Below are 26,765 nucleotides of genomic sequence, written 5' to 3'. Positions count from 1 at the left end.
CTTAATCCACCCACCACAGCATCCGGGAGCATCGCCCCTGGAGCTTTCCCATGCCATTGACACGCTCGTTTGTCCTTACCGGTCTGCTGGCCGCTTGCGCCCTGCCTGCCTTGGCAGCCACGCAAAGCCCAAGCTATGGCCCGCAGTTGCAAGGTTTCCAGTACCCCTATCCGGTCGAACATTTCGACTTCCAGTCCCAGGGCCAATCCGTGCAAATGGGTTATATGGACGTGCCCGCCAAAAGCCCTGCCAATGGTCGCAATGTGGTGTTGATGCACGGCAAGAACTTCTGCGGCGCGACCTGGGAGGCGTCGATCAAGGCCCTGAGCGAAGCCGGCTACCGGGTGATCGCGCCGGACCAGATCGGCTTCTGCACCTCCAGCAAGCCCGAGCACTATCAGTACAGCTTCCAGCAGTTGGCAATCAACACTCATCAGTTGCTGCAAAAGCTCGGCATCTCCACGGCCACTCTTGTCGGCCATTCCACCGGTGGCATGCTGGCTACCCGCTATGCCCTGCTCTACCCCACGCAAACCGAGCAACTGGCGCTGGTCAACCCGATCGGCCTGGAGGACTGGAAAGCCCTGGGCGTGCCCTATCGCAGCGTCGACCAATGGTATGAGCGCGAGTTGAAACTGAATGCCGACGGCGTGCGTGATTATGAGCGCAAGACCTACTACGACGGGCGCTGGAAGCCGGAATACGAGCGCTGGGTCGACATGCTCGTCGGCTTGAACCAGGGCCCTGGCCACAAACGGGTGGCGTGGAACTCGGCGTTGATTTACGACATGATCTTCACCCAGCCGGTGTACTACGAGTTCAAGGACCTGCAGATGCCCACCCTGCTGCTGATTGGTACGTCTGATATCACCGCCATCGGGAGTGATAACGCACCGCCCGAGGTCAAGGCCAGGATCGGCCGCTACAACGAACTGGGCAAGCAGGTGGCCAAGCTCATCCCCCATTCGACCCTGGTGGAGTTCCCAGGCCTGGGCCATGCCCCGCAGATGGAAGAACCCGCGCGCTTTCACCAGGCGCTGTTGCAAGGACTCAAGGCGCTCTAATTCCACTTAACCCGAGGCAGGTGTGTATGTCAGTACAGATCGCAGTCATTGACGATTGGCAAAATGTGGCACGTGACGTAGTGGATTGGTCCGCCCTGCAAGCGATCGGCAAGGTGCACTTCCTGCATGACTATCCCGCCGACACCGCGACCCTGATCGAGCGTTTGCAGGGTTTTGAGGTGATTTGCCTGATGCGTGAGCGCACAACCTTCGACAAGGCGCTGTTGCAGGGGCTGCCGGCCCTTAAATTGCTGGTTACCGGCGGCATGCGCAATGCCGCCATCGACCTTGTCGCCGCCAAGGCCCTGGGCATCCAGGTGTGCGGTACCGACAGCTACAAACACGCGGCGCCCGAGCTGACCTGGGCATTGATCATGGCATCCACCCGCAATCTGCTGGCCGAAGCGAACTCCCTGCGCGCCGGCCAGTGGCAGCAAGGGCTGGGCGGCGATCTGCATGGCAAGACCCTGGGCATCCTCGGGTTGGGCAGCATCGGCCAGCGGGTGGCGCAGTTTGGCCAGGTGTTTGGTATGTCGGTGATCGCGTGGAGTGAAAACCTCACCGCAGAGGGAGCCGCCGCAGTGGGTGTGACCCGGGTCAGCAAGCGCGAACTGTTCGAGCAGGCCGATGTACTGTCGATTCACTTGGTACTCAGCGAACGCAGCCGTGGCCTGGTGGACGCCCAGGCCCTGGGCTGGATGAAACCCGGTGCGCGACTGGTCAACACCGCACGGGGGCCGATCGTCGATGAGGCGGCGTTGGTCGATGCGCTGCGCCATGGGCGATTGGCGGGCGCGGCCCTGGATGTGTTCGACCAGGAGCCGTTGCCGGTCGATCACCCGTTTCGCCATCTGCCCAATGTTCTGGCGACGCCCCATGTGGGTTATGTCAGCGAGCAGAACTACCGGCAGTTCTATGGGCAGATGATCGAAGACATCCAGGCGTGGGCCAGTGGGCAGACCTTGCGCAGCCTTATCTGATTATTTACTTCACGTATTTCTTATAAAGCATTGATTTATATAGATATCAACTCTTAACAAATCACTTTAAGTAGCCGGCTGCACTCCTATCGAGCAGCCCAGCCACGATGCCCCACGAAGAGGCACTCGCCCCGTAGGAGCTGGCTTGTCGGCGATGAGGCCCTTGGCAACGCGGCATTTCTCAAGGCCGCCATCGCCGGCAAGCCAGCTTCTACAAGGGGAGCGCCTGGCTGAAAAAAATATAATTGTCCTACAAAATTTTCCTACAACCCTTGCAGGCTCTGGGCTCTGTCCTAGACTCATGACCGATGGGTCACGATCAGAACAAAAGCCCCCGCAATAAATCGAAACTTTCCAACTCTGCCGTAGGTCAGGTTTAAGGTAGGACGCACGCTACCGGCGCCAGCCGGACGTCCGCCCATCCAATCTATTTATCAGTTCGGTGCAATTGGCATAAGCCTTGCCAGTCTGTGCAGTGCTAGTGCGCGTGACCGCAGGACGCGGTTGACTTTCGCTGAGGGCGCCAGGCCCTCGGCTGACCAACACATGGGAGAGAATAATTATGATCAGTGCCGCTTCGGGAATTCAGGGACAGCGTTTCAGTCAGCCGGTCGATGGGCCAACCGCCTTGGTTGACCTTCCCGGCGCAGTGCGGCCGGTCTCGTCTCAAAACCCCAATCGCAAGAAAGTCCTGTTTGTGACCTCGGAACTGGCCGACCTGGTGAAAACCGGTGGCCTGGGAGATGTGTCCGCCGCCTTGCCCCGTGCCATGGCGCACCTGCACGATGTACGGGTGTTGATTCCCGGCTACCGCCAGGTGCTCGACAGCGACAACCCGATCCATATCATCGGCGAACTGGGCGGCCATGCCGCGCTGCCGCCGTGCAAGATCGGGCGCATGGACCTCAAGGATGGCCTGGTCATCTATGTACTGATCTGCCCCGAACTGTACGAGCGTGAAGGCACGCCCTATGGCGCCAACAACGGTCGCGACTGGCCTGACAACCATATCCGCTTCGCCCGCCTGGGCCTGGCCGCCGCCGATATTGCCGCCAACCTCGCGCAAATCCACTGGTGCCCGGACCTGGTGCACGCCCATGACTGGCCGGCTGGCCTGGCGCCAGCCTATATGCACTGGCGTGGGTCACGCACCCCCACCCTGTTCACCATTCATAACCTGGCTTACCAGGGTGTGGTGAGCCTGGCCTCGTGCCCGGAGCTGGGGATTCCCGAACATGCCTTGCAACAGGAGGGCATGGAGTTCTACGGCAAGATGTCCTTCCTCAAGGCCGGCATGGCGTATTCCAGCCATATCACCACGGTCAGCGCCACCTACGCCCGGGAGATCACCACCCCCGAGTTCGGTTGCGGCCTGGATGGCTTCCTTGCCAGCAAGACCCAGCAAGGCCTGCTCAGTGGTATTCCCAACGGCATCGATGAAAGCTGGGAGTCGTCCACCGACCCGCACCTGGATCACCCGTTCAATATCGGCGATTGGCAAGGCAAGGCGGTCAACGCCAGCCACGTGCGCAAGTTGTTCGGCCTGGACGAGTCCACCGGCCCGTTGTTCGCCGTAGTGTCGCGCCTGGTGTACCAGAAAGGCCTGGACCTGACGGAAGCGGTCGCCGGCTTTATCGTGGAAAACGGCGGGCAGATCGCGATTATCGGCCGTGGCGAGCCGGAAGAAGAACAGGCCATGCGCGCCCTGGCCTTGCGGTTCCCCGGGCGCATCGGGGTGCGGATCGGCTTCAACGAAACCGATGCCCGCCGCATGTTTGCCGGCAGCGACTTTTTGTTGATGCCCTCACGCTACGAGCCCTGCGGCCTGAGCCAGATGTACGCCCAGCGCTTCGGCTCGTTGCCGGTGGCGCGTAATACCGGCGGCCTGGCAGACACCATCGAAGACGGCGTGACCGGCTTTTTGTTCGACGAATCCACCGTGCAGAGCTACGAAGCCGCCCTCGCCCGCGCCTTCAAGGTGTTTGCCTTCCCCGGCCTGCTCAACGCCATGCGCTGCAGGGCCATGGCCGCGCCGTTCAACTGGTGCCAGGCGGTGGAACCCTACGCCGAACTTTACGAACAACTGGTAGCGAAAGCGCTGGGAAAATCAGGGAAAGCATAAAGAGGTTGGGATAGATGCCGTTACGGACTCTGGAAACATGGCCCCACGGCGCGATCATGCAGGATGCGCAACATACCCGCTTCGCCCTGTGGGCGCCTGACGCGTCTGATGTCAGCGTCGAGCTGCACAATGGTCAGTCAGTGCCCATGCTGCCCCAGGCAGAGGGCTGGTTTGTCGCCCATGTACGCTGTGGGGCCGGCACCCGCTACCACTACACCATTGATGGTGAGCAGAAGGTGCCGGACCCTGCCTCACGCCTGCAACATGCCGACGTGCATGGCGACAGCGTGGTGGTCGATCCCCTGGCCTACCCTTGGCGCCACGCCACCTGGCAAGGCCGGCCCTGGCATGAAGCGGTGATCTACGAACTGCATGTGGGGATACTGGGTGGTTACGCCGCAGTCGAGCAGCACCTGCCGCGCCTGGCAGAGCTGGGCGTCACCGCCATCGAGCTGATGCCCTTGGCCCAATGCCCCGGCGAACGCAACTGGGGTTACGACGGGGTCTTGCCCTACGCACCGCAGGCATCCCTTGGCACCCCCGAGCAGTTGCAACACCTGATCGACACGGCCCACGAGCATGGCCTGGCGGTGATTCTCGATGTGGTCTACAACCACTTTGGCCCCGATGGCAATTATCTAGGCCAGTATGCCAAAGGCTTTTTCCGCGAAGACAGCCACACCCCCTGGGGCGCCGGGATCGACTTTCGCCGCCGCGAAGTGCGCGACTTCTTTATCGATAACGCCCTGATGTGGCTCAACGAATACCGCTTCGACGGCCTGCGCCTGGACGCGGTGCATGCCATCAACGAGCCGGCGTTCCTCAAGGAGCTGGCGCAACGGGTGCGTGAGCAGGTAGAGCCCGGGCGCCACGTGTGGCTGGTACTGGAAAACGAATTCAACCAGGCCGACCTGTTACAGCAGGGCTTCGATGCGCAATGGAACGATGACGGGCATAACGCCCTGCATGTGCTGTTGACCGGCGAGACCGACGCCTACTACGCCGATTTTGCCGATGATCCCACCGCCAAACTCGCCCGCTGCCTGGGCGAAGGCTTTGTGTATCAGGGCGAGACCACCCGCCACGGTACTCGGCGCGGCGAGCCCAGCGCTCATTTGCCGCCCAGCGCCTTTGTGCTGTTTTTGCAGAATCACGACCAGATCGGCAACCGCGCCCTCGGTGAGCGCCTGCACCAACTGTGTTCGCCCCAGGCGTTGCAGGCGGCGACCACGCTGTTATTGATGTCGCCGATGATCCCGCTGCTATTCATGGGCGATGAAGTCAACGCCGAACAGCCGTTTCTGTTCTTCACCGACCATCACGGCGAACTGGCCGAAGCGGTGCGCGAAGGCCGGCGCAATGAATTTGCTGACTTCGCCGCCTTCAGTGACCCCGCACGCCGCGCGCAGATTCCCGACCCCAACGCGCTGCAGACCTTTGAGCGCTCTATTCCGCAATTTACCCAGGCGCCGGCCGCGCTGTACCGCCAACTGCTGGGCCTGCGCCAACAGCACATCGTGCCCCACCTGCCCGGCAGCACTGCCCTCGGCGCGCAAATCCTGGGCCAGGGCGCGGTGTCTGCACGCTGGCGCCTGGGCAACGGCAGCCTATTGCAGATCGATCTCAACCTGAGCCCGGCCGCCCTGCATCACCCGGCCGGCCTCCGCGAACTGTTCAGCACCAGCAGCGACCTTAAGTCACTTACGCCCTTCTCTGCCCGCGTCAGCCTGACGCCGGGTGACACCTCATCATCTGTTGGAGAGCACTCTTGAGCGAAGCGCAATTGGAAATACTCGCCAGCCGTGCGGGCCTGGCGGTGGACTGGATCGACGCCAACGGCCGCCCGCAGCATGTCAGCGCCGACGCGTTGCGCGCCGTGCTCCAAGGCCTCGGCCACCCCGCCGACACCGACGCGGCCATCGCCGCCAGCCTGCAAGAACTGGAGCGCGTGCAGCAAGACAGGCACCTGGCGCCGCTGTTGACCGTGGACGTGGGCACCGGCCTTGACCTGGCCGCCTACTTTGCCCCTGGTACGGCATGCCAGGTTCACCTGGAGGACGGCAGCACCCAAGGCCTGGCGCTGGATGCCGACGCCAGCCTGCCCGGCGTCCTGCCCGTGGGCTACCACCGAGTGCAGATCGCCGACCAGTCCTTCACCCTGGCCGTTGCCCCCCATCAGTGTTTCAGCGTTGCCGAGGCAGTGGATAGCCAGCCCGCCCGCGCCTGGGGCCTGAGTGCCCAGCTATATGCCTTGCGCCGCGCCGGCGATGGTGGGTTCGGTGACACCCAGGCCCTGGAACAACTGGCTCGCGCTGCCGCGGAACGGGGCGTCGACGCCCTGGCGATCAGCCCGATGCACGCAATGTTCAGTGCCGATACCGAGCATTTCAGCCCTTATTCACCGTCCAGCCGCCTGTTCCTCAATAGCTTGTATGCCTCTCCCGGTTGCATCCTCGGCGAGCGCGCACTGCGCAGCGCCATCGAATCCACCGGGCTGGCCGATGAACTGCAAGAGCTGGAACAACAAAGCCTGATCGACTGGCCCGCCGCCGCCAAGGCCAAGCAACGCTTGCTGCGGGCGCTGTACGAGGATTTCCGCCAGGGTGAACACCCGCAGCAGGCTGACTTCATGAGTTTCCGTCAGGCCGGTGGCGAGGCCCTGGAAAACCACTGCCGCTTTGAAGCCGTGCAAGCCGCGCGCGCCGCCAACGGTGAAAGCCTCGATTGGCGCCAGTGGCCCGAGGACTGGCGCGACCCGGGCAGCGCCGCGCTGGCACAATTTGCCGCCGAACAGGCCGAAGCCATTGGTTTTTATGCCTTCAACCAATGGTTGATCGCCCGCTGCCTCGAGCGCGCACAACAAGCCGCACGCGGCAGTGGCATGGGCATCGGCCTGATTGCCGACCTGGCCGTGGGCGCCGATGGCGGCGGCAGCCAGGCCTGGAGCCGTCAGGACGAACTGCTGGCCGACCTTACCGTGGGTGCGCCACCGGATATCCTCAACCGTGCTGGCCAAGGCTGGGGCATCTCCGCGTTCTCCCCCGAAGGCCTCAAGCGCAATGGTTTCCGGGCGTTCATCGAAATGCTGCGGGCCAACTTCGCCCATGCCGGCGGTTTGCGTATCGACCATGTGATGGGCCTGCAACGGCTATGGGTCATCCCCAAGGACGCCTCGCCCAAACAAGGCGCGTACCTGTATTACCCGGTGGATGACCTGCTGCGCCTGCTGGCCCTGGAATCCAGCCGGCACCAGGCGATTGTGCTGGGCGAAGACCTGGGCACGGTGCCCGATGGCCTGCGGGAAAAACTCAGCGCCCGCGCCATGCTTGGCATGCGCGTGCTGTTGTTTGAACAGGACCATGGCGGGTGCTTCACGCCGATCCTCGACTGGCCGGACAACGCCCTGGCCACCACCAGCACCCATGACCTGCCGACAATCAACGGCTGGTGGCACAGCCGCGATATCGACTGGAATGTGCAACTGGGGCTGATTGATGCGCCCACCGTGGAGCAGTGGAGCGAGCACCGCCAGGGTGAGCGCGAGGCTCTGCGCCGGGCCCTGGCGCAAGACCCGCAGAATTTTCGCGATGAGTGGCGCAACGAAACCGACCATATACTCGATGCCAGCGTGCGTTACCTCGGCCACACCCGCGCACCGCTGGTCATACTGCCCCTGGAAGACGCCCTGGGCGTCGAAGAACAAGCCAACCTGCCCGGCACCATCGACACCCATCCCAATTGGCGCCGGCGCCTGCCGGGGGACGCTGCGCAATTGCTCGACAATGAGAACGCCGCCCGCCGCCTGGAGTTGCTGGCGGTGGCGCGCAATCAGGCCTTCGAGCGTGACCGATGAACGCCGTCTTGCTACGGGCCACCCAACGCCTGCAATTCCATAAGGGCTTTACCCTCGATGATGCGGTGCCACTGGTGCCCTATTTCGCCAGCCTGGGCATCAGCCACCTGTACGCCTCGCCCCTGCTCAAGGCCCGCGCCGGCTCGATGCATGGCTACGATGTCGTCGACCCAACCACGGTCAACCCCGAGCTGGGCGGCGAACCGGCGCTACGTCGCCTGGTGGCGGCCTTGCGCGCACACGACATGGGCCTGATTCTGGATATCGTGTCCAACCACATGGCCGTCGGCGGCAGCGACAACCCCTGGTGGCTGGACCTGCTGGAATGGGGGCGCCTGAGCCCCTACAGCGAATTCTTCGATATCCAGTGGCACTCGCCGGACCCGCTGCTCAAGGGCCAACTGTTAATGCCCTTCCTCGGTAGCGACTACGGCGAAGCCTTGCAAAGCGGTACGCTGCCCCTGCGTTTTGACCCGGCCCAGGGCAGTTTTTTTGTCGAACACTACGAACACCGCTTCCCGATCTGCCCCAGTGACTACGGCGATATCCTGCGCGCCCATCCTCCCCTCAAAGACCTGGCCGACCGCTTCAGCGCCCTGGCGTATCAGGCCGATGCCTGGCCTCAAGCCGCCAGCCTGAAACAGGCACTGGCGCAGCGCGCGCAGGCCCCACTGACCCTGGCGGCCATCGAACAGGCCCTGGAAGTGTTTGATGCGCGCCAACCTCAAGGTTTTGCCCGCCTGCATCAGTTGCTCGAACAGCAAGCCTATCGCTTGGCCAGTTGGCGCACGGCAGCGGATGACATCAACTGGCGGCGCTTTTTCGACGTCAACGAGCTCGGCGGCCTGCGGGTGGAGCGCACCACGGTGTTCGAGGCCACCCATAGCAAGATCTTCCAACTGATCAGCGAGGGCCTGGTGGACGGCCTGCGCATTGACCATATCGACGGCCTGGCCGATCCACGGGGTTACTGCCGCAAGTTGCGGCGGCGCGTGGATGGACTGTCGCCAAACCGCCACTTGCCGATCTTTGTCGAGAAGATCCTCGGCGCCGGCGAAACCCTGCGTGAAGACTGGCGGGTAGATGGCACCACCGGCTACGAATTCATGAACCAGGTGTCGCTGGTGCAGCACGACCCCCAGGGGTTCGAAGCCTTGGCCCGGCTCTGGCGCGAGGCCACTGAACGGCCTTCGGCATTTATCGAGGAAGCCTGGCTGGCCCGGCAACAGATCCTCAACGGCTCCCTGGCCGGGGATTTTGAAAGCGTGGCCCAGGCCCTGCTGCAAGTAGCTCGCGCCGACGTGATGAGCCGCGACCTGACCCTTGGCGCGATCCGCCGTGCATTGCAGGAGCTGGTCGTACACTTCCCGGTGTATCGCACCTATATCAGCGCCCGTGGCCGCAGCGCCGCTGACGAGAGCGTGTTCCAACAGGCCCTGGCCGGTGCCCGAGGGACCTTGAGCGAAGCCGACTGGCCAGTGCTCGACTACCTGCAACAGTGGCTCGGTGGCCAAACCTGGCGCGAGCGTCCGGTGGGGCAACCGCGCAAGATCCTCAAGCACGCCTGCGTGCGTTTCCAGCAACTGACCTCGCCAGCAGCCGCCAAGGCCGTGGAAGACACCGCCTTCTACCGCTCGGCAGTATTGCTCTCGCGCAATGACGTAGGCTTTTGCACCGAACAGTTCAGCGCGCCCCTGGCTGACTTTCATGCCGCCAACCAGCAACGCCTGCAGACCTTCCCCGATAACCTGCTGGCCACCGCCACCCATGACCACAAGCGCGGCGAAGACAGCCGCGCGCGCCTGGCGGTACTCAGTGAATGTGCGCCGTGGTATGTCGAGCAGGTGCAGCACTGGCGCCGGCTGGCCATGCCGTTGCGTGATGATCCGGGCATTCCCTCGGCCGGCGATGAGCTGATCCTCTACCAGGTGCTACTGGGCAGTTGGCCCCTGGACCTGCACGACATCGACGACTACCAGCAACGCCTCTGGCAGTGGCAACAAAAAGCCCTGCGCGAAGCCAAATTGCACAGCAGTTGGAGTGCGCCCAACGACCTCTATGAGCAGGGTGTCGAAGCGTTCCTCACGCGCCTGCTGCTCGACCCGGTCGGCCTGCCCTTGCGCACGGCGATCCACGCTGCCGCCGAGGCCATCGCCCCCGCCGGGGCCCTGAACGGGCTGGCGCAATCTTTGCTGCGCAACACCGTGCCCGGCGTGCCGGACCTGTACCAGGGCGACGAATTCTGGGACTTGAGCCTGGTGGATCCGGACAACCGGCGGGCGGTGGATTTCAGCGCCCGGCAACGGGCACTGGCGGCAGCACCGGGCGCCTTGCTTGAGCGCTGGAGTGACGGGCACCTGAAGCAGGCGTTGATTGCCCAGGTGTTGAACCTGCGCAAGGCCCACCCGTTGCTGTTTGCCAGGGGCCGCTATGAACCGCTGCAAGTGCTGGGCAAGCATGCCCAGCGGGTGGTGGCTTTCAGTCGCGAGTATCAAGGCCAATGGCTGTTGGTGGTGGTACCGCGCTGGACCCACGCCCTGCTTGAAAACAGCGCCCAACCCCGGGTAGATGCGCAAGTTTGGGGCGATACCCGGATCAAATTACCGTTCGACGCCACGATGCAAAATTGGAAGGGACTTTTGCAAACAGGCGCAGTCACACCCAACAAGGAGCTACTGATCAGCGCTGCCCTGGGGGATGTCCCGGTGAATGTCTTTATCCATTCTGACGATCAAGAAAGCTGAAATTTTCTGTGAGGAGCATTGCGATGAGCACCGAAGACAAGCGCGTCCGTGAATTCGCGTATCAGATCTGGGAGTCCGAAGGTAAGCCCGAAGGCCAGGAAGCCCGCCATTGGGAAATGGCCCGCAAACTGGCCGAAGCCGAGGCCCTGACACCCAGCAAACCCAAGGCCAAACCGGCGGCCAAGGCAAAACCGCCTGCGGAAAAACCCGCCGCCGCCAAAAAGCCCCGAGCCCCACGCAAGCCCGTCGGCTGACCCCACCTTCCTGTAGGAGCCGGCTCGCCGGCTCCTACAAAACAGCTCAACGATTGATCTGACCTGATGTCAGCACGGCCCCGTTCGGCCCGGAAAAACTTTGCAGGAGCAACACTATGAGCAAGACACCCGATACCGAGCCATCGCGGATTCGTGAAGGCTTGCCCTTCCCCCTCGGCGCGACCTGGGACGGTCTGGGGGTCAATTTCGCGCTGTTCTCGGCCAATGCCACCAAGGTCGAGCTGTGCCTGTTCGACGATACCGGCGAAGTAGAACTGGAGCGCATCGAACTGCCGGAATACACCGACGAGACGTTCCACGGCTACTTGCCAGACGCCCACCCCGGGCTGATCTATGGCTACCGCGTCTACGGCGCCTACGATCCTGCCAATGGCCATCGTTTCAACCATCACAAATTGTTGATCGACCCCTATGCCAAGCAACTGGTGGGCGAGCTCAAGTGGTCCGAAGCCCTGTTTGGCTACACCATCGGCCACCCGGATGCCGACCTGAGCTTTGATGAGCGCGACAGCGCGCCCTTCGTGCCCAAATGCAAAGTCATCGACCCGGCCCACACCTGGGGCAACGACCAGCCGGTGCGCACGCCCTGGGATCGCACGATCATCTACGAGACCCACTTGCGCGGCATCAGCATGCGCCATCCTTCGGTCCCTGAGGCGGTGCGCGGCACCTGCGCCGGGCTGATGGTCGATGACGTGCTCAAGCACATTCGCCAACTGGGCGTGTCATCGGTAGAGCTGCTGCCAATCCATGCCTTCGTCAATGACCAGCACCTGCTGCAAAAAGGCATGACCAACTATTGGGGCTACAACAGCATCGCCTTCTTTGCCCCCGACCCGCGCTACCTGGCCAGTGGCAAGATCGCCGAATTCAAGGAAATGGTCGCGCACCTGCACGAAGCCAAGCTGGAGGTGATCCTCGATGTGGTCTACAACCACACCGCCGAAGGCAACGAGCAGGGCCCGACGCTGTCCATGCGCGGTATCGACAATGCCTCCTACTACCGCCTGATGCCCGACGACAAGCGCTTCTACATCAACGATTCCGGGACCGGCAACACCCTGGACCTGAGCCACCCCTGCGTGCTGCAAATGGTCACCGATTCCCTGCGCTACTGGGCCACGGAAATGCATGTGGATGGTTTCCGCTTCGACCTGGCGACCATTCTCGGGCGCTACCACGACGGTTTCGACGAACGCCACAGCTTCCTGGTCGCCTGCCGGCAGGACCCGGTGCTGCGCCAGGTGAAAATGATCGCCGAACCCTGGGATGTGGGCCCCGGTGGTTATCAGGTGGGCAACTTCCCGCCAGGTTGGGTGGAATGGAATGACCGTTTCCGCGACACCGTGCGCGCGTTCTGGAAAGGCGATGATGGGCAACTGGCCGACTTTGCCGGGCGCATGACCGCTTCCGGCGAAATGTTCAACCAGCGCGGGCGCCGCCCCTACAGTTCGGTGAACTTCATCACCGCCCACGATGGCTTCACCCTCCACGACCTGGTGTCCTACAACGACAAGCACAACGAAGCCAACGACGAGAACAACCAGGACGGCAGCAATAACAACCTGTCGTGGAACCACGGCGTCGAAGGCCCCACCGAAGACCCCGAGATCAACGCGCTGCGCCTGCGCCAGATGCGTAACTTCTTCGCCACCCTATTGCTGGCCCAGGGCACGCCGATGCTGGTGGCCGGGGACGAATTCGCGCGCACCCAGCACGGCAACAACAACGCCTATTGCCAGGACAGTGAAATCGGCTGGGTCAACTGGGAGCTGGATGAAGATGGCAAGTCCTTGCTCAAGTTCGTCAAGCGCCTGATCAAGCTGCGCCTGGCCTACCCCATCCTGCGTCGCGGGCGCTTCCTGGTGGGCGACTACAACGAAGACATCGGGGTCAAGGACGTGACCTGGCTGGCCCCCGATGGCAACGAAATGTCCATCGAACAATGGGAAGACAGCCAGGGCCGTTGCCTGGGGATGTTGATGGACGGACGCGCCCAGGAAACCGGGATTCGCCGGCCAGGGGCCGATGCTACGCTGCTGCTGGTGGTGAACGCGCACCATGACCTGGTGAATTTCCGTTTGCCCCAGGTGCCGGATGGCGGCTTCTGGACCTGCATGGTCGACACCAACCAGCCGGCCGTACGCGGTCAGGAGCGTTTTGACTTTGACCACGAATATGCCGTGACCGGGCGCTCGCTGCTACTGTTCGAGCTGCAGCATGAGGAAGAGGTGTGAAATGGCATTGCACGATTTTCTACAACTCAACCGCCACCCACTGGCTGAAATCGAGGGCCTTGGCCTGACCCTCAAGGCCCTGGTGGACGCTGGCCTGGACCAGTTGCCGCGCCCCGGTGGCGGGCAGACACTGGTGCGTTTCAGCCAGTTGGCCCAGGTGGCCGGCCACGATTTGAGCCTGTGCAAGTTGTATGAAGGGCACACCGACGCGCTGGCAATCATGGCCGAGCTCGGCAGCCAGGCCCCGCCTGCGGGCAGCACTTGGGGCATGTGGGCCGCCGAACCGCCGGCGGCCCGGGTGCAGGTCAGACGCGCCGGCAGCCAACTGCTGTTGGTGGGCCGCAAGGCCTGGTGCTCCGGCGCTGCGGTGGTCAGTCATGGATTACTGACTGCCTGGGATGAGCAGCAACGCCAACAGCTGGTCGCGGTGGCGATGGCTCAGCCGGGTGTCGAAGTGACCGGCGACGGCTGGCGAGCCGTGGGTATGCAAGCCTGTGCAAGTGTCGAGGTGGTTTTCGACAACGCCGTTGCAGTAGCGGTCGGCGGGCCAGGGGATTACCTGCAACGCCCGGGTTTCTGGCAAGGCGGGGTTGGTATCGCCGCCTGTTGGTACGGCGCGGCGCAACGTTTGGCCGAGGCCCTGCGCGAACACTGTGGCCGCCGCGAAGAACCCCATGCCCTGGCCCACCTGGGCGCGGTGGACATGGCGTTGCATGCTGGCGCCATGGTGTTGCGCAGCGCTGCGCGGCAGATCGATGAGCAACCTCAGGCCAATGCCCAACTGCTCGCCCGCCGGGCGCGAGCAGTCATTGAGGCAACGGCCAACGAGGTCATCCATCACGTTGGCCGGGCCATGGGCGCCGGGCCGTATTGCCAGGATCCGCACTTTGCCCGGCTGATCGCCGACTTGCCGGTGTACTTGCGCCAAAGCCACGCCGAGCGTGACCTGGCGGCCCTCGGCCAGCAGCTGTCGCAGCAATCACCAGGGACGTGGCAGCTGTGAACGCCAACCCGATTGTCGGCCAAGGCACCTCGCTGCGCGCCTGGCAAGGCTCCACTCGGGTCGCCGGCCTGCCCCTGATCAGCATCGCGCAACTGGTGCCTGCTGGCTGTCGCGCGGTGATTATCGCGCCCCACCCAGACGATGAAGTACTGGGCTGTGGTGGCCTGTTGCAAGGCTTGGCGGCACTGGACCGCGAGTTGCTGCTGGTCTCGGTGACCGATGGTTGCGCCAGTCATCCCGGCTCGGCCCGCTGGCCGCGCCAGCGTTTACGCGAGGTGCGCCCCCAGGAGTCGGCCGAGGCGCTGCACCGCCTGGGCTGGTCGCCGCAACGGCTGAGCTGGCTGCGTGGCGGCTTTTCCGACAGCCAGGTACAGGCGCGGGAACCGGCACTGGTTGAATTTATCCAGCAACACTTGCACCCCCACGACGTGGTGTTCACCACCTGGCGCGAAGACGGCCATTGCGACCACGAAGCCGTAGGCCGCGCCAGTGCCCAGGCGGCCCGGGCCGTAGGCGCGCAGTTGATCGAGTTGCCGGTATGGACCTGGCACTGGGCAACCCCAGAGGACCCGCGGGTGCCCTGGCACCGTGCGCACAAGATCGCCCTGACGCCCGCTGCCGTAGCGCGCAAGCGCCACGCCCTGCACGCGTTCACCAGCCAGTTGGAGGGTGATCCGCAGATCGACTTGCCGCCCGTATTGCCGCCCCATGTGCTGGAGCGGCTACTGCAACCTTTTGAAGTGGTGTTTGTATGAGTGTTGCCACCGCCTATTTCGATCAACTGTTTGTCGACAATGACGACCCTTGGGCCTTTCGCCAGCGCTGGTACGAGCAGCGCAAACGGGCCTTGACCCTGGGGTTGCTGAGCAAACCGCGCTACACCTCGATTTTCGAGCCCGGCTGCGCCAATGGCGAATTAAGCGCCGAACTGGCGCCGCGCTGTGACCAGCTGGTGTGTTGCGACACCGCGGCCAAGGCGGTGGCCTTGGCCCAGGCGCGCCTGCAGGGTTTTGCCCACGCCCAGGTGTGCCAGAGCCGCTTGCCGGCACAGTGGCCGCAGGGCCGGTTCGAACTGATCGTGCTCAGCGAGTGGTGCTATTACCTCGACCAGGATGACCTGTGCGTGTTGATCGAGCGGGCCCTGGCCGCGTTGACCCACGACGGTCAGGTGCTGGCCTGCCACTGGCGCCCGCCTATCAAGGGCTGCCCGCAGACGGCGGAACAGGTGCACCAGTTGTTGCACGAGCGCCTGGGCATGCCGCGCGTGGCGCAAGTGGCTGACAGTGATTTCCTACTCGACCTGTGGTCTCGCGAAAGCGCCTCGGTCGCCCACCTTGAGGGGCTGCGATGATCGGCATTCTGATCCCGGTGCACAACGAAGAGGCGCTGCTGCCCGAGTGCTTGAAGGCTGCGATGATCGCCGCCAGCCATCCGGGCTTGCTCGGTGAAGAGGTGCAGATCCTGGTGGTCCTCGACAGCTGCACCGACCGCAGCAGCGAGATTGCCCAGGCATTCGGGGTGCACAGCCTGAACGTAGAGGCCCGCAACGTCGGCCAGGTGCGTGGAATAGGCGCACGGCATCTGTTGAACCAGGGCGCGCGCTGGATTTCCTGCACCGACGCCGACAGCCGCGTGGCGAGTGATTGGCTGGTGGCGCAACTGGCCCTGGGCGTGGACGCGGTATGCGGCACGGTCACGGTGGATGCCTGGAGCGAAGGTTTCGATGAGGCCGCGCAGATCCGCTACAACCAGGCCTATCGGGCTTGTGACGGGCATCGGCACATCCATGGGGCCAACCTGGGCGTCAGCGCCGGTGCCTATGTACGTGCCGGCGGCTTCGAACCCCTGGCCTGTCATGAAGATGTGCAACTGGTGCGCCAACTGGAGCGATGCGGCGCAACCATTGCCTGGAGCCATGCGCCCCAGGTCATCACCAGTGCGCGGCTGGACTGCCGCGCACAGGGCGGTTTTGGCGATTTTTTGAAGGGCCTGATGCAGCCTTCCTGAAAAAGTTGCAACTTTGCCCGGCGAAATCCGGGTGATGAACAATACTCAAGCTTGGCAATCCAGGATTCGGATTGCCCGTGTGCCGCACAGGCCTTGGCGCCTGCGCGATAAAAAAGGAGAGTCGACCCGTCCACGGGGCACGACCTGCATCATCAGGACAAGGATGTGACATTGATCAAACCCGCCACTCTCAACGACGGTCGCCATACGCCGGCGCAAATCTGGAACAGCGCACCACAACTGGCACAAATCCCCACCATCAGCCCTTCCCTCCTGGTGCCTGCCGGCTCGCGGGTGGTGGTAGTTGCCCCGCACCCGGGTGACGAAGTGCTGGCCTGCGGTGGTTTGTTGCAACTGCTCAGCGCCCTTGACCACCCCTTGAAGCTGATCTCAATCACCGACGGTAGCGCCAGTCATCCGGGTTCCAACCAATGGTCGGCGCAGCGCCTGAGCGTGTTTCGCCCCCAGGAAAGTGTCGAGGCCCTGCGCCGCCTCGGCTTGCCCCTGCATAGCCTGAAGTGGATTCGCGGCGGTTTTTGTGACAACGACCTGGCCGCTCGCGAACAGCTATTGAGCCCCTTTATCGCCCGCTACCTGCAACCCGGTGATGTGGTGTTTACCACCTGGCGCAATGATGGCAATGCCGACCACGACGCCGTCGGCCGCGCCACGGCCATTGCCTGTGCGCTGACTGGCGCGCGCCTTCTTGAATTGCCGATCTGGGCCTGGCATCGCCCCGCCCGTGAAGCCGGGCGCATGCCCTGGCAGTGCGCGCGCAAGGTGCGCCTCGACACCTGGAGTGTGGCGCGCAAACGCCACGCCGCCCATGCCTACGCCAGTCAACTGCTTGGCGACCCGCTGATCGGCCTGGCGCCGATGCTGCCACCGGTACTGCTGGAACGGATGCGCGAACCCTACGAAATTGTGTTCTTGTAACTGGTCTGTACCTGTTAATTCTGACAGTGGCGGCCCTTTGCGGCTGTTGCTAACGTGGAACAAGCACTGCACCGGTTCAGGTGCAGTCGAGAAAGCCATGCCAACCCCTTGCATTGGCGATGTTTTACGAAACGGAACCAGCCGTCCCTTATCGTTATCGTGCTTCTCGTTGCCATGGTCCGTACCGCGCCTGCCCATGCAGGCGACGGGATGTCAGTTGCCATCGAGTGAGGATGGATCATGAGCACACGGCGATATTCTCTGCTGCACCTGAGCGCCTGGACGGCCGGCGCGACCCTGATGACCACCCTCTCGCTACCGGCCTACGCGGCTTGTACACCGGTGGTCACGGCCGGCGACGACACCACCACCTGCGACAGCGGCACCACGCCCGGTTTTACCGACCTCAACGGCAATAACACCCTCAACCTGCCTACCGGTGGCAATGGCGCAATCACCAGCGCCGTGACATTTGGCGACGGCCACGATCTGGTGCAAGCGCAATCGGGCAGCATGGGCGCGCTGAACATGGGCAATGGGGCGAATATTTTCCGTGTGGAGCTGGATGCTGTCGTGGGGGCGGTGACCCAGGGCGACGGCGCCGATAGCATCCAAATCAGCGGCGGCAGCGTTGGCGCGATTAACCAGGGTGATGGCATCGATGCCTACGCGCAAAGCGGCGGTCGTGTCGCCAGTTTGGCCCAGGGCGATGGGCGGGATACGTTCAACATGAGTGGCGGCGAGATCGTCGGGGCGTTCGAAGATGGCGATGTTGCCACCCAATCGGCGGGCACGATCGGGCGGGTCGACATGAAGCTCGACAACAACTTCTACACCCTGCTGGGCGGGAGGATCAACGGCAACCTGGTGACCGGGTTTGGCTTGGACACCATCAGCATTTCCGGGGGGTATATCGGCGGTAACGTCAGTGTCAGCGGCGGCAACGATTTGTTTACCCTGACTGGCGGCGTGGTCAACGGCCAGGTGCTCATGAGCTTTGGCAACGATCAGTTCAACTGGATCGGCGCCGGCACGATCAACTCTGCGGTCAATATGGGCCCGGATAACGACACCGCACTCCTGCAGAACCTGACGCAAGCCACCCTCGCCGCCACCCCCTTGATCGATGGCGGCCTGGGCAACGATACCCTGACGTTTGACAACACCCAGGCGACCAACGCCGAGCGCTACGCCAACTGGGAAACGGTCAACCTGGACAATGGCTCGCGTTTTAGCCTGGCTGGGGATTTCAAACTCGGCGATACAGGCACCGGCACTGGCACCTTGAATGTCGACGGCAGCAGCGTGCTGTTGGTCAGCCAGGGCAGCATCAGCCCCCTCACTGCCGGCCAGTTGGCCACCCTCCATAACAGCGGCCTGATTGATATGACCAGTGCCAGCAGCAGCGCCACCGACAGCCTGACGGTCAATGGCAACTACACCGGCAACAATGGCCAGATGGCGCTGCAAAGTGTATTGGGCGGTGATGGCTCGGCCAGTGACAGACTGGTGGTGAACCAGGGCACGCTTCAGGGCAGCACGACCCTCAACGTCAGCAACCTTGGGGGGGCTGGCGCCGAAACCCTGAGCGATGGCATTCAGGTGGTCCAAGCGCTCAACGGCGCGACCGGCAGTGACCAGGCCTTCAGCCTGGCGGGGGGCTCGGTGTCGGCCGGGGCGTTCGAGTACTTCCTGTTCAAGGGCGGTGTCAGCGCAGACTCCCAGCAGCAGTGGTACCTGCGCTCGGCCGTGGTGGCGCCGCCGCTGCCCGCCCCGGAGGGGCCCGTGGAACCGCTGCCGATGCCGATTCCCGCCGAAGGCACACCGGTGGACTTGCCTGCGCCGGTGGCCGGTGAAGCGCCGATCCCGATCTATCGCCCCGAAGTACCCGTGTATTCGGCGCTGTTCCCCGCGGCGCAGCAGACGGTGCGGGCCATGCTTGGCACCTACCATGAGCGCATGGGCGACCAGGCACGCCAGGCCAGCAGCGGCTCATTCCCGGCGGGCTGGGGCCGGGTGTACGGCAACAGCAGCCGCCAGGCCTATGCCGGCACGGTCAGCCCGCGGTTGGACAGTTCGGTCACCGGTTTCCAGGTGGGCAGCGACGTGCATGCCTGGACCACCGCCAACGGGCAGACCCAACGTGTGGGCTTCTTCGTCGGTCATAGCCGCCTGCGGGGCAATGTCGACGGCTTCAATCGCGGCTGGCAGCATCTGGATGCCGGCAACACCACCTTGCGTGGCGACAGCCTGGGCCTGTACTGGACCTTGATCGACCCGTATGGCTGGTACGTCGATGCCGTGCTGATGGGCACCCGCCTCAATGGCAGCAGCGAGTCTGATCGCGGGCTCAAGCTCAAGACCAAAGGCCACGATGTGCTGGGCTCGGTGGAAGTCGGCGTACCGCTGCCCGTCGCGCCAAACTGGGTGCTGGAGCCGCAATTGCAGTTGATCGTCAATAAAACCCGGCTCGATCGCCAGAATGACGGGGTTTCCGACGTTTCGTTTTCCGCCGATACCGCCATCACCACGCGGCTCGGCGCCAGGCTGCGGGGCAGCTATACCGTAGCGTCGATGCCGGTCCAGCCGTATCTGCGCGCCAATGTCTGGCATGCCTCGGCCGGCACCAATCGGGTGCGTTTCAACGGGGTCACGGATATCGACACCGAGCAGAAATCCACCACCCTGGACCTGAGTGCCGGTGCAACCCTGCAGATTTCCAGCAGCGTCAGCCTGTATGGCGATCTGGGTTATGAACGCAACCTCGATAGCAATGCGCTGGATGGGCGCAAAGGCACTGTGGGCGTCAGGGTGGAGTTCTGAAAACCCTAGGGGCGTGGGTGTTTTCTGTCGCGGGCGATGCGCCCGGGACTATTGGAACACCTGAGCCTCGCCATCGACGGTCGCCGCTATCCAGCGTGGTTCCATGGGGTCACTCCACACTGAACGGGGTGGCGTCGCCCCATCGCTGATCAGGATGCGCCGGCCCGACTGGCTCCACTCTTGCATTCGCGCCTTGAACAACGCGGGGTAATCCGCAGCTCGGCAGGTGATACCGGCCCAGGGATCAACGACCCAGGCGTCATCCCACTCCGGCCCCACAAACCCTTTGCTGCGAGGCTGCCCTGGTGGGCCGCCGATGATAGCGAAAGTATGCCCCTTGACTTGCGCGATACGCGCATGGCCGCCACTGGTATTGATGGTATCAACGGCCACCTTGGCCATCTGGTCGCAATTGCCGGCACCGGTTTTCAGGACTATTTCGCTATAGTTGGGGGCGCCTGTTCGTGTGTAAAGCCAGCCCACCATTTCCGTGGCGGTGTTGCTACGTGCGACCTCACCGGCAAGACCTGGAACCTGTTGATTGGCTGACCGGATGCCAGTGGCCTGGAATTGCTCGTCGACGGCTTTTCTCGCCCCTTCTGCATACAAGCGGTTCTGCTGCTCTGCCGGCAGTTGGGCAAAGTCAGCCGGCTTCTTGATCGGCGCCAGTCGCACCGGCTTTGCCGCGACCACCACATGGCCGGGGTTGCTCCCCGCGGCGTACACCCCCATCAATACTTCACGCTGTTTTTCGGGGGGCAGTCCTTGCAACACGCTGGCAAGATGGTTGATTTCCTTAGGCGTCATGGGTTCGTCAGCGACGATCTTCTTGACCAGGCTATCCATAGTCGGCAGCACCACCAACGGGTTGTCCGGCAGGCCCTGGGCGGCAAAGCCATAGATATCCTTATGCTGGTCGTACAGTTTGATAAATTCAACGTCCAGTGGATCCTTGCGGGTCATGCGGTGAAATTCCAGTGGGCCATTGCCGTTCAGCTCAGCGTAGTAGTGCACACCGGTATCGGCCTCGACCACCACGTACTGCCGGCCGTCATGATTGACCTTCAGGCCCCTGACGACACGCTGGTCATTACTCAGATCGCTGATCGCATCCATCTTGACTACAACCGTTTGCTGGTTGACCGCCCGAGGCACACCAAAGTCGTCATAACCAAAGTCCGGTTCATTGACTACGGTCCCCGTGGTACGGCCCTTGTACGTCACAGGCTGTGAACTGGCCATTGGTAGTAGTTCATGGTTTCCCGCTTCATTGACGCGGTAACGACGATGCTCGTGAATGACCGTGCGCGGACCTTTCGCCTGCCCTACCCCCGGAATTAGGCGACGATGCTCCAGGGCCTGGGCGTCCTGGAACACTGGGGTGCCGCCAGGTTCGATCTGTTTGGTGTAACACAGGTCGTCGAGATCCCGTTTGTGACGGCGCCCTCCGGCGCCACAGGTCATCACAAACCCTTCAAGCGGCCCTATATCCTCAGGCCCGCCTAGTTTGACCAGGCTTTCGGGTTTGCCCGGGTTATAGCGATAGACGTCATCGCCGACCATCACATCGCTGTATTTATTGCGTTTCACCACCCGTGCCTGCTCACTGGAAATACCTTCGGCCACCCGCAAGGTCTGTCCTTGGGCAACGGGCCTGGGGGTCAGGTCAATTGTTGGAGAGAGGTCGTAACGCCCTCGGCCGGGCAGTTTAAGCACGGCAGATTTTTTGAACTGTGCAATGCCAGCTTGAACATTTTGCAGGTGCGCGCCGCCGAACTTCAGCAGCCTGTTGCCACTGCTACTCAGTGCAGGCATCACAGGGTCAAGGGGGTTGAGATTGCGCACCACAGAAACCGCAAACTTCTTTACCAACGAGCCAAACTTAGGCAGTAGCGCGCGCACTCCGATCTTGCCTGCACGCGAAACCAAACGCACCGAGCCCGCGGCAAACTTGCCCATAGGGCCCGCTAACGCTGACAGCCCATCGTTAACCAGATCCAAGACACCCTGTTTGGTGTCACCCTTGACGAGACTTTCAATGCCGCTCCAGAGCGGAACCACCATCTGCGCGGTACCTTTGACGCGCGCCCAGAACGCCTCATCTTTTTTCTGTGCGGCACTTTCTCGCTCAGGATCGGACTCGGCCCACTCCTTCAGCCTGTCTGTATCAACGTAGAACAGATCATCTGTAGCGGTCTTTGCGATAGCCTCAGACCGTTCGGAAGTGAGGGTTTGTGGCACGGCTCGTGTAGAGGGGGCGGCAGATGATGGAAAGTGGGCGAGTTGTTGAGGGACAACGATAGAAAAACTAGCAGGTTTGGGGCCTTTGCCTGACTTATAGCTCGCCCACTTTTTCTGGAACTCAGCCCTGCCACCTGCACGAGCGTCGCGCACAACCAATTCTTCAGAAGGCACACCGTCAGCGGAGTGTTCGATCGAGATAAAGTCTTTGCCATAGCTTTTATCGGCCGGGTTGTAGGACTCCAGAATCGGTTTCAAGTCGTCACGACGCCGAGCGATACCTTTGACAGGATTGATCTCGTAGTAGGTTGTCTGCCCCTCATGTACCGCCTTGAGAATAAATGCCGGGCGTGTGATTGCTGCCTTTTTATCGTCATCAGTTTCCTTGGCTGAGGCGGGTTTGGTCCTAAGTGCGTAAACCGTGACATCTCCCTGTTCAATGGCCCTGCGGTCTTTCAGCGGGAGTTGGGACAACTGGTCGGTGATCAGTTTTGCATAGGCTGACTTTGTATCCTTAAGGTACTTGTCGAACGCCGTTTTGAACGTGGCTTGATCATAGACAGGGTATTTATAGCTGACCTCGGCCGGCGTGATTTTCTCGCCATTGAGATGCCTGTACAGAAGAAACAAAGGGCTGAACAGGCTCAGCACTTCGGTGCGTGAAGTACCCCGCGCCATACGCTCGAAATAATCCTTGCGCATCGGCACATCCGCTGACAATTGCTGGGCTGCCGACACCACCTTATCGACGTGGGCATCCAATGCGGCGACTGCTGTATTGATCTCCTCCTGGGAGTAGTCCTGTTTTTGTGGGAGCAGCCCTTGTGCCACGGCCCAATCCAACGTCGCCGGAATACGGGTCGACGCGATAGCCGCCCACTGCTCGTCCGTCGTCGCTTGCTCGCTGAACTTGGCTGGCAGGTCAACCAGCTCCTGAAAACTCATGTGCCGCGAAGAGCCTGGTTTTATCGCTTCGGCCAGGCTGACGCCGTGCTTGAAGTTCACCCACGCCGCCGATCCCTGGTAAGGCAGTTCTGCCGGTGTATCACGTACGGCAAAGTCGGCCGGGAACTGGGGTTTCAGGATATAGGCCGCAAGATAGGCCTGGTCGCTGGATAACTGCCTTGTGCTGACCAAGTGTTGCCTGAACTCGGACTTGATGGTTGGGTAGCTTTGGTTCCAACGCTCACTCGACGCCAGGTCAAAGCCGGCGATATGCCCCGGCTTTTGGCCTTGCACCGGGTCCAGGCTCAAGGTCAGGGCCTTGAGCAACAATTTGATCTTGACCTCACGGGTAATGACGCCATCCAGTGGAAATTCAGCCCCGCCCAGGGTCTTGAGCAGCTGTTGAATCAGCTCATTGGCTTTGGGTGACTTAAGTATCAGTTCCAGTACCGCTGCAGGTGTGTCCTTGGCTTTTTCAAGGGCCTGTGGCGAGATTCCCTCAGTCAACAGACTGAGCAAAGGCCGCTTGTGCTTGGCCTCCTGCTCGGTGACCCATGCAGAGATAGCCGGCTCGTTAGTCTTGTGCAACAAGCCATCGGCATTACTGGAAGTATTATCCAGACCCAGGGCGATTTCGCTGCGGGCATCTGCCACGGCATAAATGGCTGCTTGCAGTTGCTCCGGTGTCTTTGGATCAGATGGCACGATGCCATAAAACTTGAGCATGTTCTCCAGCCGGTTGGTACCCGGCTCGGTGGAACCGTTCGGCGGTATCAACGGTGAGTCTTTGTTCAGGAACACGCTTTTGTTCACGGGGGTATCGGCGTTTTTCGAGGCTGCAAGCTCCCTCAGAGTCTTCAGCATTTCGTCCAGATCCCCCAGTTTTCCTCGCACCTCGGCCTGTTGCGAACTGGCAGGTGGCTCCGCTGTTGGCACCGCGGCCAGGCTGGATTTGCCCTGGGCCACAGGTGGGGCATCAACCGGCGGAGCCGCCTGAGGCGAAAGAGTGGCGGGTCGGGTATTCAAGCTTGCTGGGGTCATGGTGTTTGCGTCTCTGGCAGTGATACACAGGGACAGCGACGAAACGAGGTGAACGGAGATCCTACGCCTGATCGCTGACAGCCTTGTGTGGATCACACGTAAGAAATTGTTCCAGAGGAATTGGTAACGGCGCTCGTCAGGGCAACGGCGCGGGCTGTTTTCAGGCGTCGGCTTGGCGGCGATGGCGGCCGATAAACGCTGCGGGGTGTCTGGTACCCAACATCAGCGTTATCGTCCATCGCCGGCAGGCCGGCTCCTACGGTTATTACTCCTGGCGCAGAATCAGCACGGCCAAGGGCGGCAAATTCAACGACAGTGATACGGCCTGCCCATGGAGCGGCTCGTCCTGGGTAAAGGCTTCGCCGCCATTACCGTAGTTGGAGCCGGAATAGGTGTCGGCATCGCTGTTGATCAGCTCCTTCCAGCGGCCGGCCAAGGGCACGCCGACCTTGTACGCCTCTCGGGGCACCGGGGTGAAGTTGGCAACGACCAGCACCGGCTTGCCGCTTTTACCCCAGCGCAGCCACGCATACACGCTGTTGATGGCATCGTCACCAATCAACCACTGGAAGCCCTGCGGCGCATCGTCCTGCTCATGCAGCGCCGGCTCTTCGCGGTACAGGCGATTGAGGTCGCCCACCAGTTTCTGCACGCCGCGGTGTTCCGGGTATTGCAGCAGGTACCAGTCCAGTTGCTGGTCGTGATTCCATTCGCGCCATTGGCCGAACTCACAGCCCATGAACAGCAGTTTTTTGCCCGGATGCATCCACATAAAGCTCAGGTAGGCGCGCAGGTTGGCGAATTTCTGCCAGCGATCGCCGGGCATTTTGTCGATCAGCGAGTGTTTGCCATGCACCACTTCGTCATGGGAAATCGGCAGCACAAAGCGCTCCGACCAGGCATACACCAGGCCGAAACTCAGTTCGTTGTGATGGTGGGCGCGGTACACCGGGTCTTGCTGGATGTAATGCAGCGAATCGTGCATCCAGCCCATGTTCCACTTGTAGTTGAAGCCCAGGCCGCCCTGCTGGGTCGGCTGGCTGACGCCCGGCCAGGCCGTGGACTCCTCGGCGATCACCAGGGCGCCGGGGGCTTCCAGCGCCACCACGTCGTTCAGATGGCGCAGGAAGTCGATGGCTTCCAGGTTCTCGCGCCCGCCGTGGCGATTGGGTACCCACTCGCCGGCCTTGCGCGAATAATCGCGATACAGCATCGACGCCACCGCATCCACCCGCAGCCCATCGATATGGAAGTGCTTGAGCCAGTGCAACGCCGAGGCCAGCATGAAGCCGTGGACCTCGGTGCGCCCCAGGTTGTAGATCAGGGTGTCCCAGTCCTGGTGGAAGCCTTCGAGCGGGTTGCCATATTCGTACAGCGCGGTGCCGTCGAACTGCGCCAGGCCGTGGGTATCGGTGGGGAAATGCGCGGGCACCCAGTCGAGGATAATGCCGATATCCGCCTGATGGCAGGCGTTGACGAACGCGCCGAAGTCATCGGGCGAACCGAAGCGTGCGCTGGGCGCAAATTGCGACAGCGGCTGATAGCCCCAGGAGCCGCCGAAAGGGTGCTCCATGATCGGCATCAACTCGATATGGGTAAAACCCAGTTGCTGCACATAGGGAATCAGCCGCTCACCCAGCTCGCGCCAACCGTATTGGCGCGCCACTTCGCCCAACTCGTCGAGTTCGCATTGCCAGGAGCCGACGTGCAGTTCGTAGATCGACAGCGGCGCGCTGGCCGCCTGGCGTTCGCCCCGGGCTTGCATCCACGCCTCATCTGCCCACGCCACCTGCAACGGCGCGGCGACTTTCGACGCGGTGTCGGGCGGCAGTTGCGTAGCCAGGGCCATGGGATCGGCCTTGAGCGGCAGGATCCCGGTAGCGCCGAGGATTTCGTATTTATAGGCCGCCCCCGGTTGCAGGCGAGGGATAAAGATCTCCCAGACCCCAGCCGGATGACGCAGGCGCATCGGGTGGCGGCGCCCGTCCCAGATATTGAAATCACCCACCACCGAGACTCGCCGCGCATTCGGCGCCCACACCGCAAAGCGCACGCCCTGGATGCCGTCAACACTCATCACCTGGGCGCCGAGGCAACTGCTCAGGTCGCGGTGATTGCCTTCGGCAAACAGGTACAGGTCCATTTCCCCGAGCAACTGCCCGAAGCTATAGGGGTCTTCGGTGATCTGCTCGCCGCCCGCCCACTGGATCTTCAGCAGGTAGCCCTGGCGTGTGGCGAAATGCCCAATGAATAAGCCTGGGACCGGCGTGGCGTCGAGGCTGCCGAGCACCTCGTGACTGCCACGGGCCAGGACCTCGACGCTCAGGGCCTCGGGCAAAAACGCGCGGATGACCTGGCCGCCTGCCTCGTCCTCATGGGGCCCGAGGATTGCGAACGGATCCGGGTGCTCGGCTCGCACCAGGGCTTCGATATCCTTGGGGGCTGGCATGATCTTGAACGTCGAATGCAGCGGTTCTTTGTGTGTAAAACTCAT

At 62.4% G+C, this 26,765-nt stretch carries 16 protein-coding genes; 14 read left to right on the top strand and 2 right to left on the bottom strand.

What is annotated here, in order from left to right:
• Positions 1-50 precede the first annotated feature (50 nt).
• The 14 genes from HKK57_RS23125 to HKK57_RS23060 all read left to right on the top strand — a co-directional run bounded on the left by HKK57_RS23125 (position 51) and on the right by HKK57_RS23060 (position 20,044).
• Positions 51-1,064: an alpha/beta fold hydrolase gene (locus HKK57_RS23125; protein WP_029291643.1), complete on the top strand. Its 1,014-nt coding sequence runs from the start codon at positions 51-53 to the stop codon at positions 1,062-1,064.
• A 26-nt stretch (positions 1,065-1,090) separates the two neighbouring features.
• Positions 1,091-2,044, top strand: coding sequence for a D-2-hydroxyacid dehydrogenase family protein (locus HKK57_RS23120; protein ID WP_169390843.1), 954 nt, complete (start codon positions 1,091-1,093; stop codon positions 2,042-2,044).
• A 562-nt stretch (positions 2,045-2,606) separates the two neighbouring features.
• Positions 2,607-4,166, top strand: coding sequence for a glycogen synthase GlgA (gene glgA, locus HKK57_RS23115; RefSeq protein WP_070994839.1), 1,560 nt, complete (start codon positions 2,607-2,609; stop codon positions 4,164-4,166).
• Between the two features lie 14 nt (positions 4,167-4,180).
• Complete coding sequence (treZ, locus tag HKK57_RS23110) at positions 4,181-5,938, top strand: malto-oligosyltrehalose trehalohydrolase (protein ID WP_169390842.1); 1,758 nt, start codon at positions 4,181-4,183, stop codon at positions 5,936-5,938.
• Positions 5,935-8,019: a 4-alpha-glucanotransferase gene (malQ, locus tag HKK57_RS23105; RefSeq protein ID WP_169390841.1), complete on the top strand. Its 2,085-nt coding sequence runs from the start codon at positions 5,935-5,937 to the stop codon at positions 8,017-8,019. Before treZ ends, malQ begins: the two co-directional genes overlap by 4 nt.
• Positions 8,016-10,763 (top strand): malto-oligosyltrehalose synthase, encoded by a 2,748-nt coding sequence (locus tag HKK57_RS23100; protein ID WP_169390840.1) that lies wholly within the window; start codon positions 8,016-8,018, stop codon positions 10,761-10,763. The genes malQ and HKK57_RS23100 overlap by 4 nt, the downstream gene beginning before the upstream one ends.
• Before the next feature lie 23 nt (positions 10,764-10,786).
• Positions 10,787-11,017 carry a DUF2934 domain-containing protein gene (locus tag HKK57_RS23095; protein ID WP_029291629.1) on the top strand — a complete coding sequence of 77 codons (231 nt, stop codon included), beginning with the start codon at positions 10,787-10,789 and terminating at the stop codon, positions 11,015-11,017.
• A 116-nt stretch (positions 11,018-11,133) separates the two neighbouring features.
• Positions 11,134-13,275, top strand: a complete 2,142-nt coding sequence (gene glgX, locus HKK57_RS23090; protein WP_029291626.1) for a glycogen debranching protein GlgX — start codon at positions 11,134-11,136, stop codon at positions 13,273-13,275.
• Position 13,276: 1 nt separating this feature from the next.
• On the top strand, positions 13,277-14,278 hold the full coding sequence (locus HKK57_RS23085) for an acyl-CoA dehydrogenase family protein (protein ID WP_029291623.1): 1,002 nt from the start codon (positions 13,277-13,279) through the stop codon (positions 14,276-14,278).
• A complete protein-coding gene (locus HKK57_RS23080; protein WP_070994834.1) occupies positions 14,275-15,033 on the top strand; it encodes a PIG-L deacetylase family protein in 759 nt (252 codons plus the stop codon). The genes HKK57_RS23085 and HKK57_RS23080 overlap by 4 nt, the downstream gene beginning before the upstream one ends.
• Complete coding sequence (locus tag HKK57_RS23075) at positions 15,030-15,629, top strand: SAM-dependent methyltransferase (protein ID WP_169390839.1); 600 nt, start codon at positions 15,030-15,032, stop codon at positions 15,627-15,629. Before HKK57_RS23080 ends, HKK57_RS23075 begins: the two co-directional genes overlap by 4 nt.
• Positions 15,626-16,285, top strand: a complete 660-nt coding sequence (locus HKK57_RS23070) for a glycosyltransferase (protein WP_169390838.1) — start codon at positions 15,626-15,628, stop codon at positions 16,283-16,285. Before HKK57_RS23075 ends, HKK57_RS23070 begins: the two co-directional genes overlap by 4 nt.
• A 174-nt stretch (positions 16,286-16,459) precedes the next feature.
• Positions 16,460-17,221 carry a PIG-L deacetylase family protein gene (locus HKK57_RS23065; RefSeq protein WP_029291613.1) on the top strand — a complete coding sequence of 254 codons (762 nt, stop codon included), beginning with the start codon at positions 16,460-16,462 and terminating at the stop codon, positions 17,219-17,221.
• 240 nt (positions 17,222-17,461) lie between these two features.
• Positions 17,462-20,044 (top strand): autotransporter family protein, encoded by a 2,583-nt coding sequence (locus HKK57_RS23060; RefSeq protein ID WP_029291611.1) that lies wholly within the window; start codon positions 17,462-17,464, stop codon positions 20,042-20,044.
• A 48-nt stretch (positions 20,045-20,092) separates the two neighbouring features.
• On the opposite strand, the gene HKK57_RS23055 is transcribed toward HKK57_RS23060, so the two are convergent.
• Both HKK57_RS23055 and glgB read right to left on the bottom strand, forming a co-directional pair.
• The gene (locus HKK57_RS23055) at positions 20,093-24,271 is read right to left on the bottom strand and encodes a hypothetical protein (protein WP_169390837.1); all 4,179 of its coding nucleotides are present in this window, start codon (positions 24,269-24,271) and stop codon (positions 20,093-20,095) included.
• 265 nt (positions 24,272-24,536) lie between these two features.
• Positions 24,537-26,765, bottom strand: coding sequence for a 1,4-alpha-glucan branching protein GlgB (gene glgB, locus HKK57_RS23050; protein ID WP_169390836.1), 2,229 nt, complete (start codon positions 26,763-26,765; stop codon positions 24,537-24,539).

The organism is Pseudomonas sp. ADAK21 (genome assembly GCF_012935735.1).
Taxonomy (GTDB): domain Bacteria; phylum Pseudomonadota; class Gammaproteobacteria; order Pseudomonadales; family Pseudomonadaceae; genus Aquipseudomonas; species Aquipseudomonas proteolytica.
Note: the sequence above shows the minus strand (reverse complement) of the source record. Positions and strands in the feature narration are given on the sequence as shown.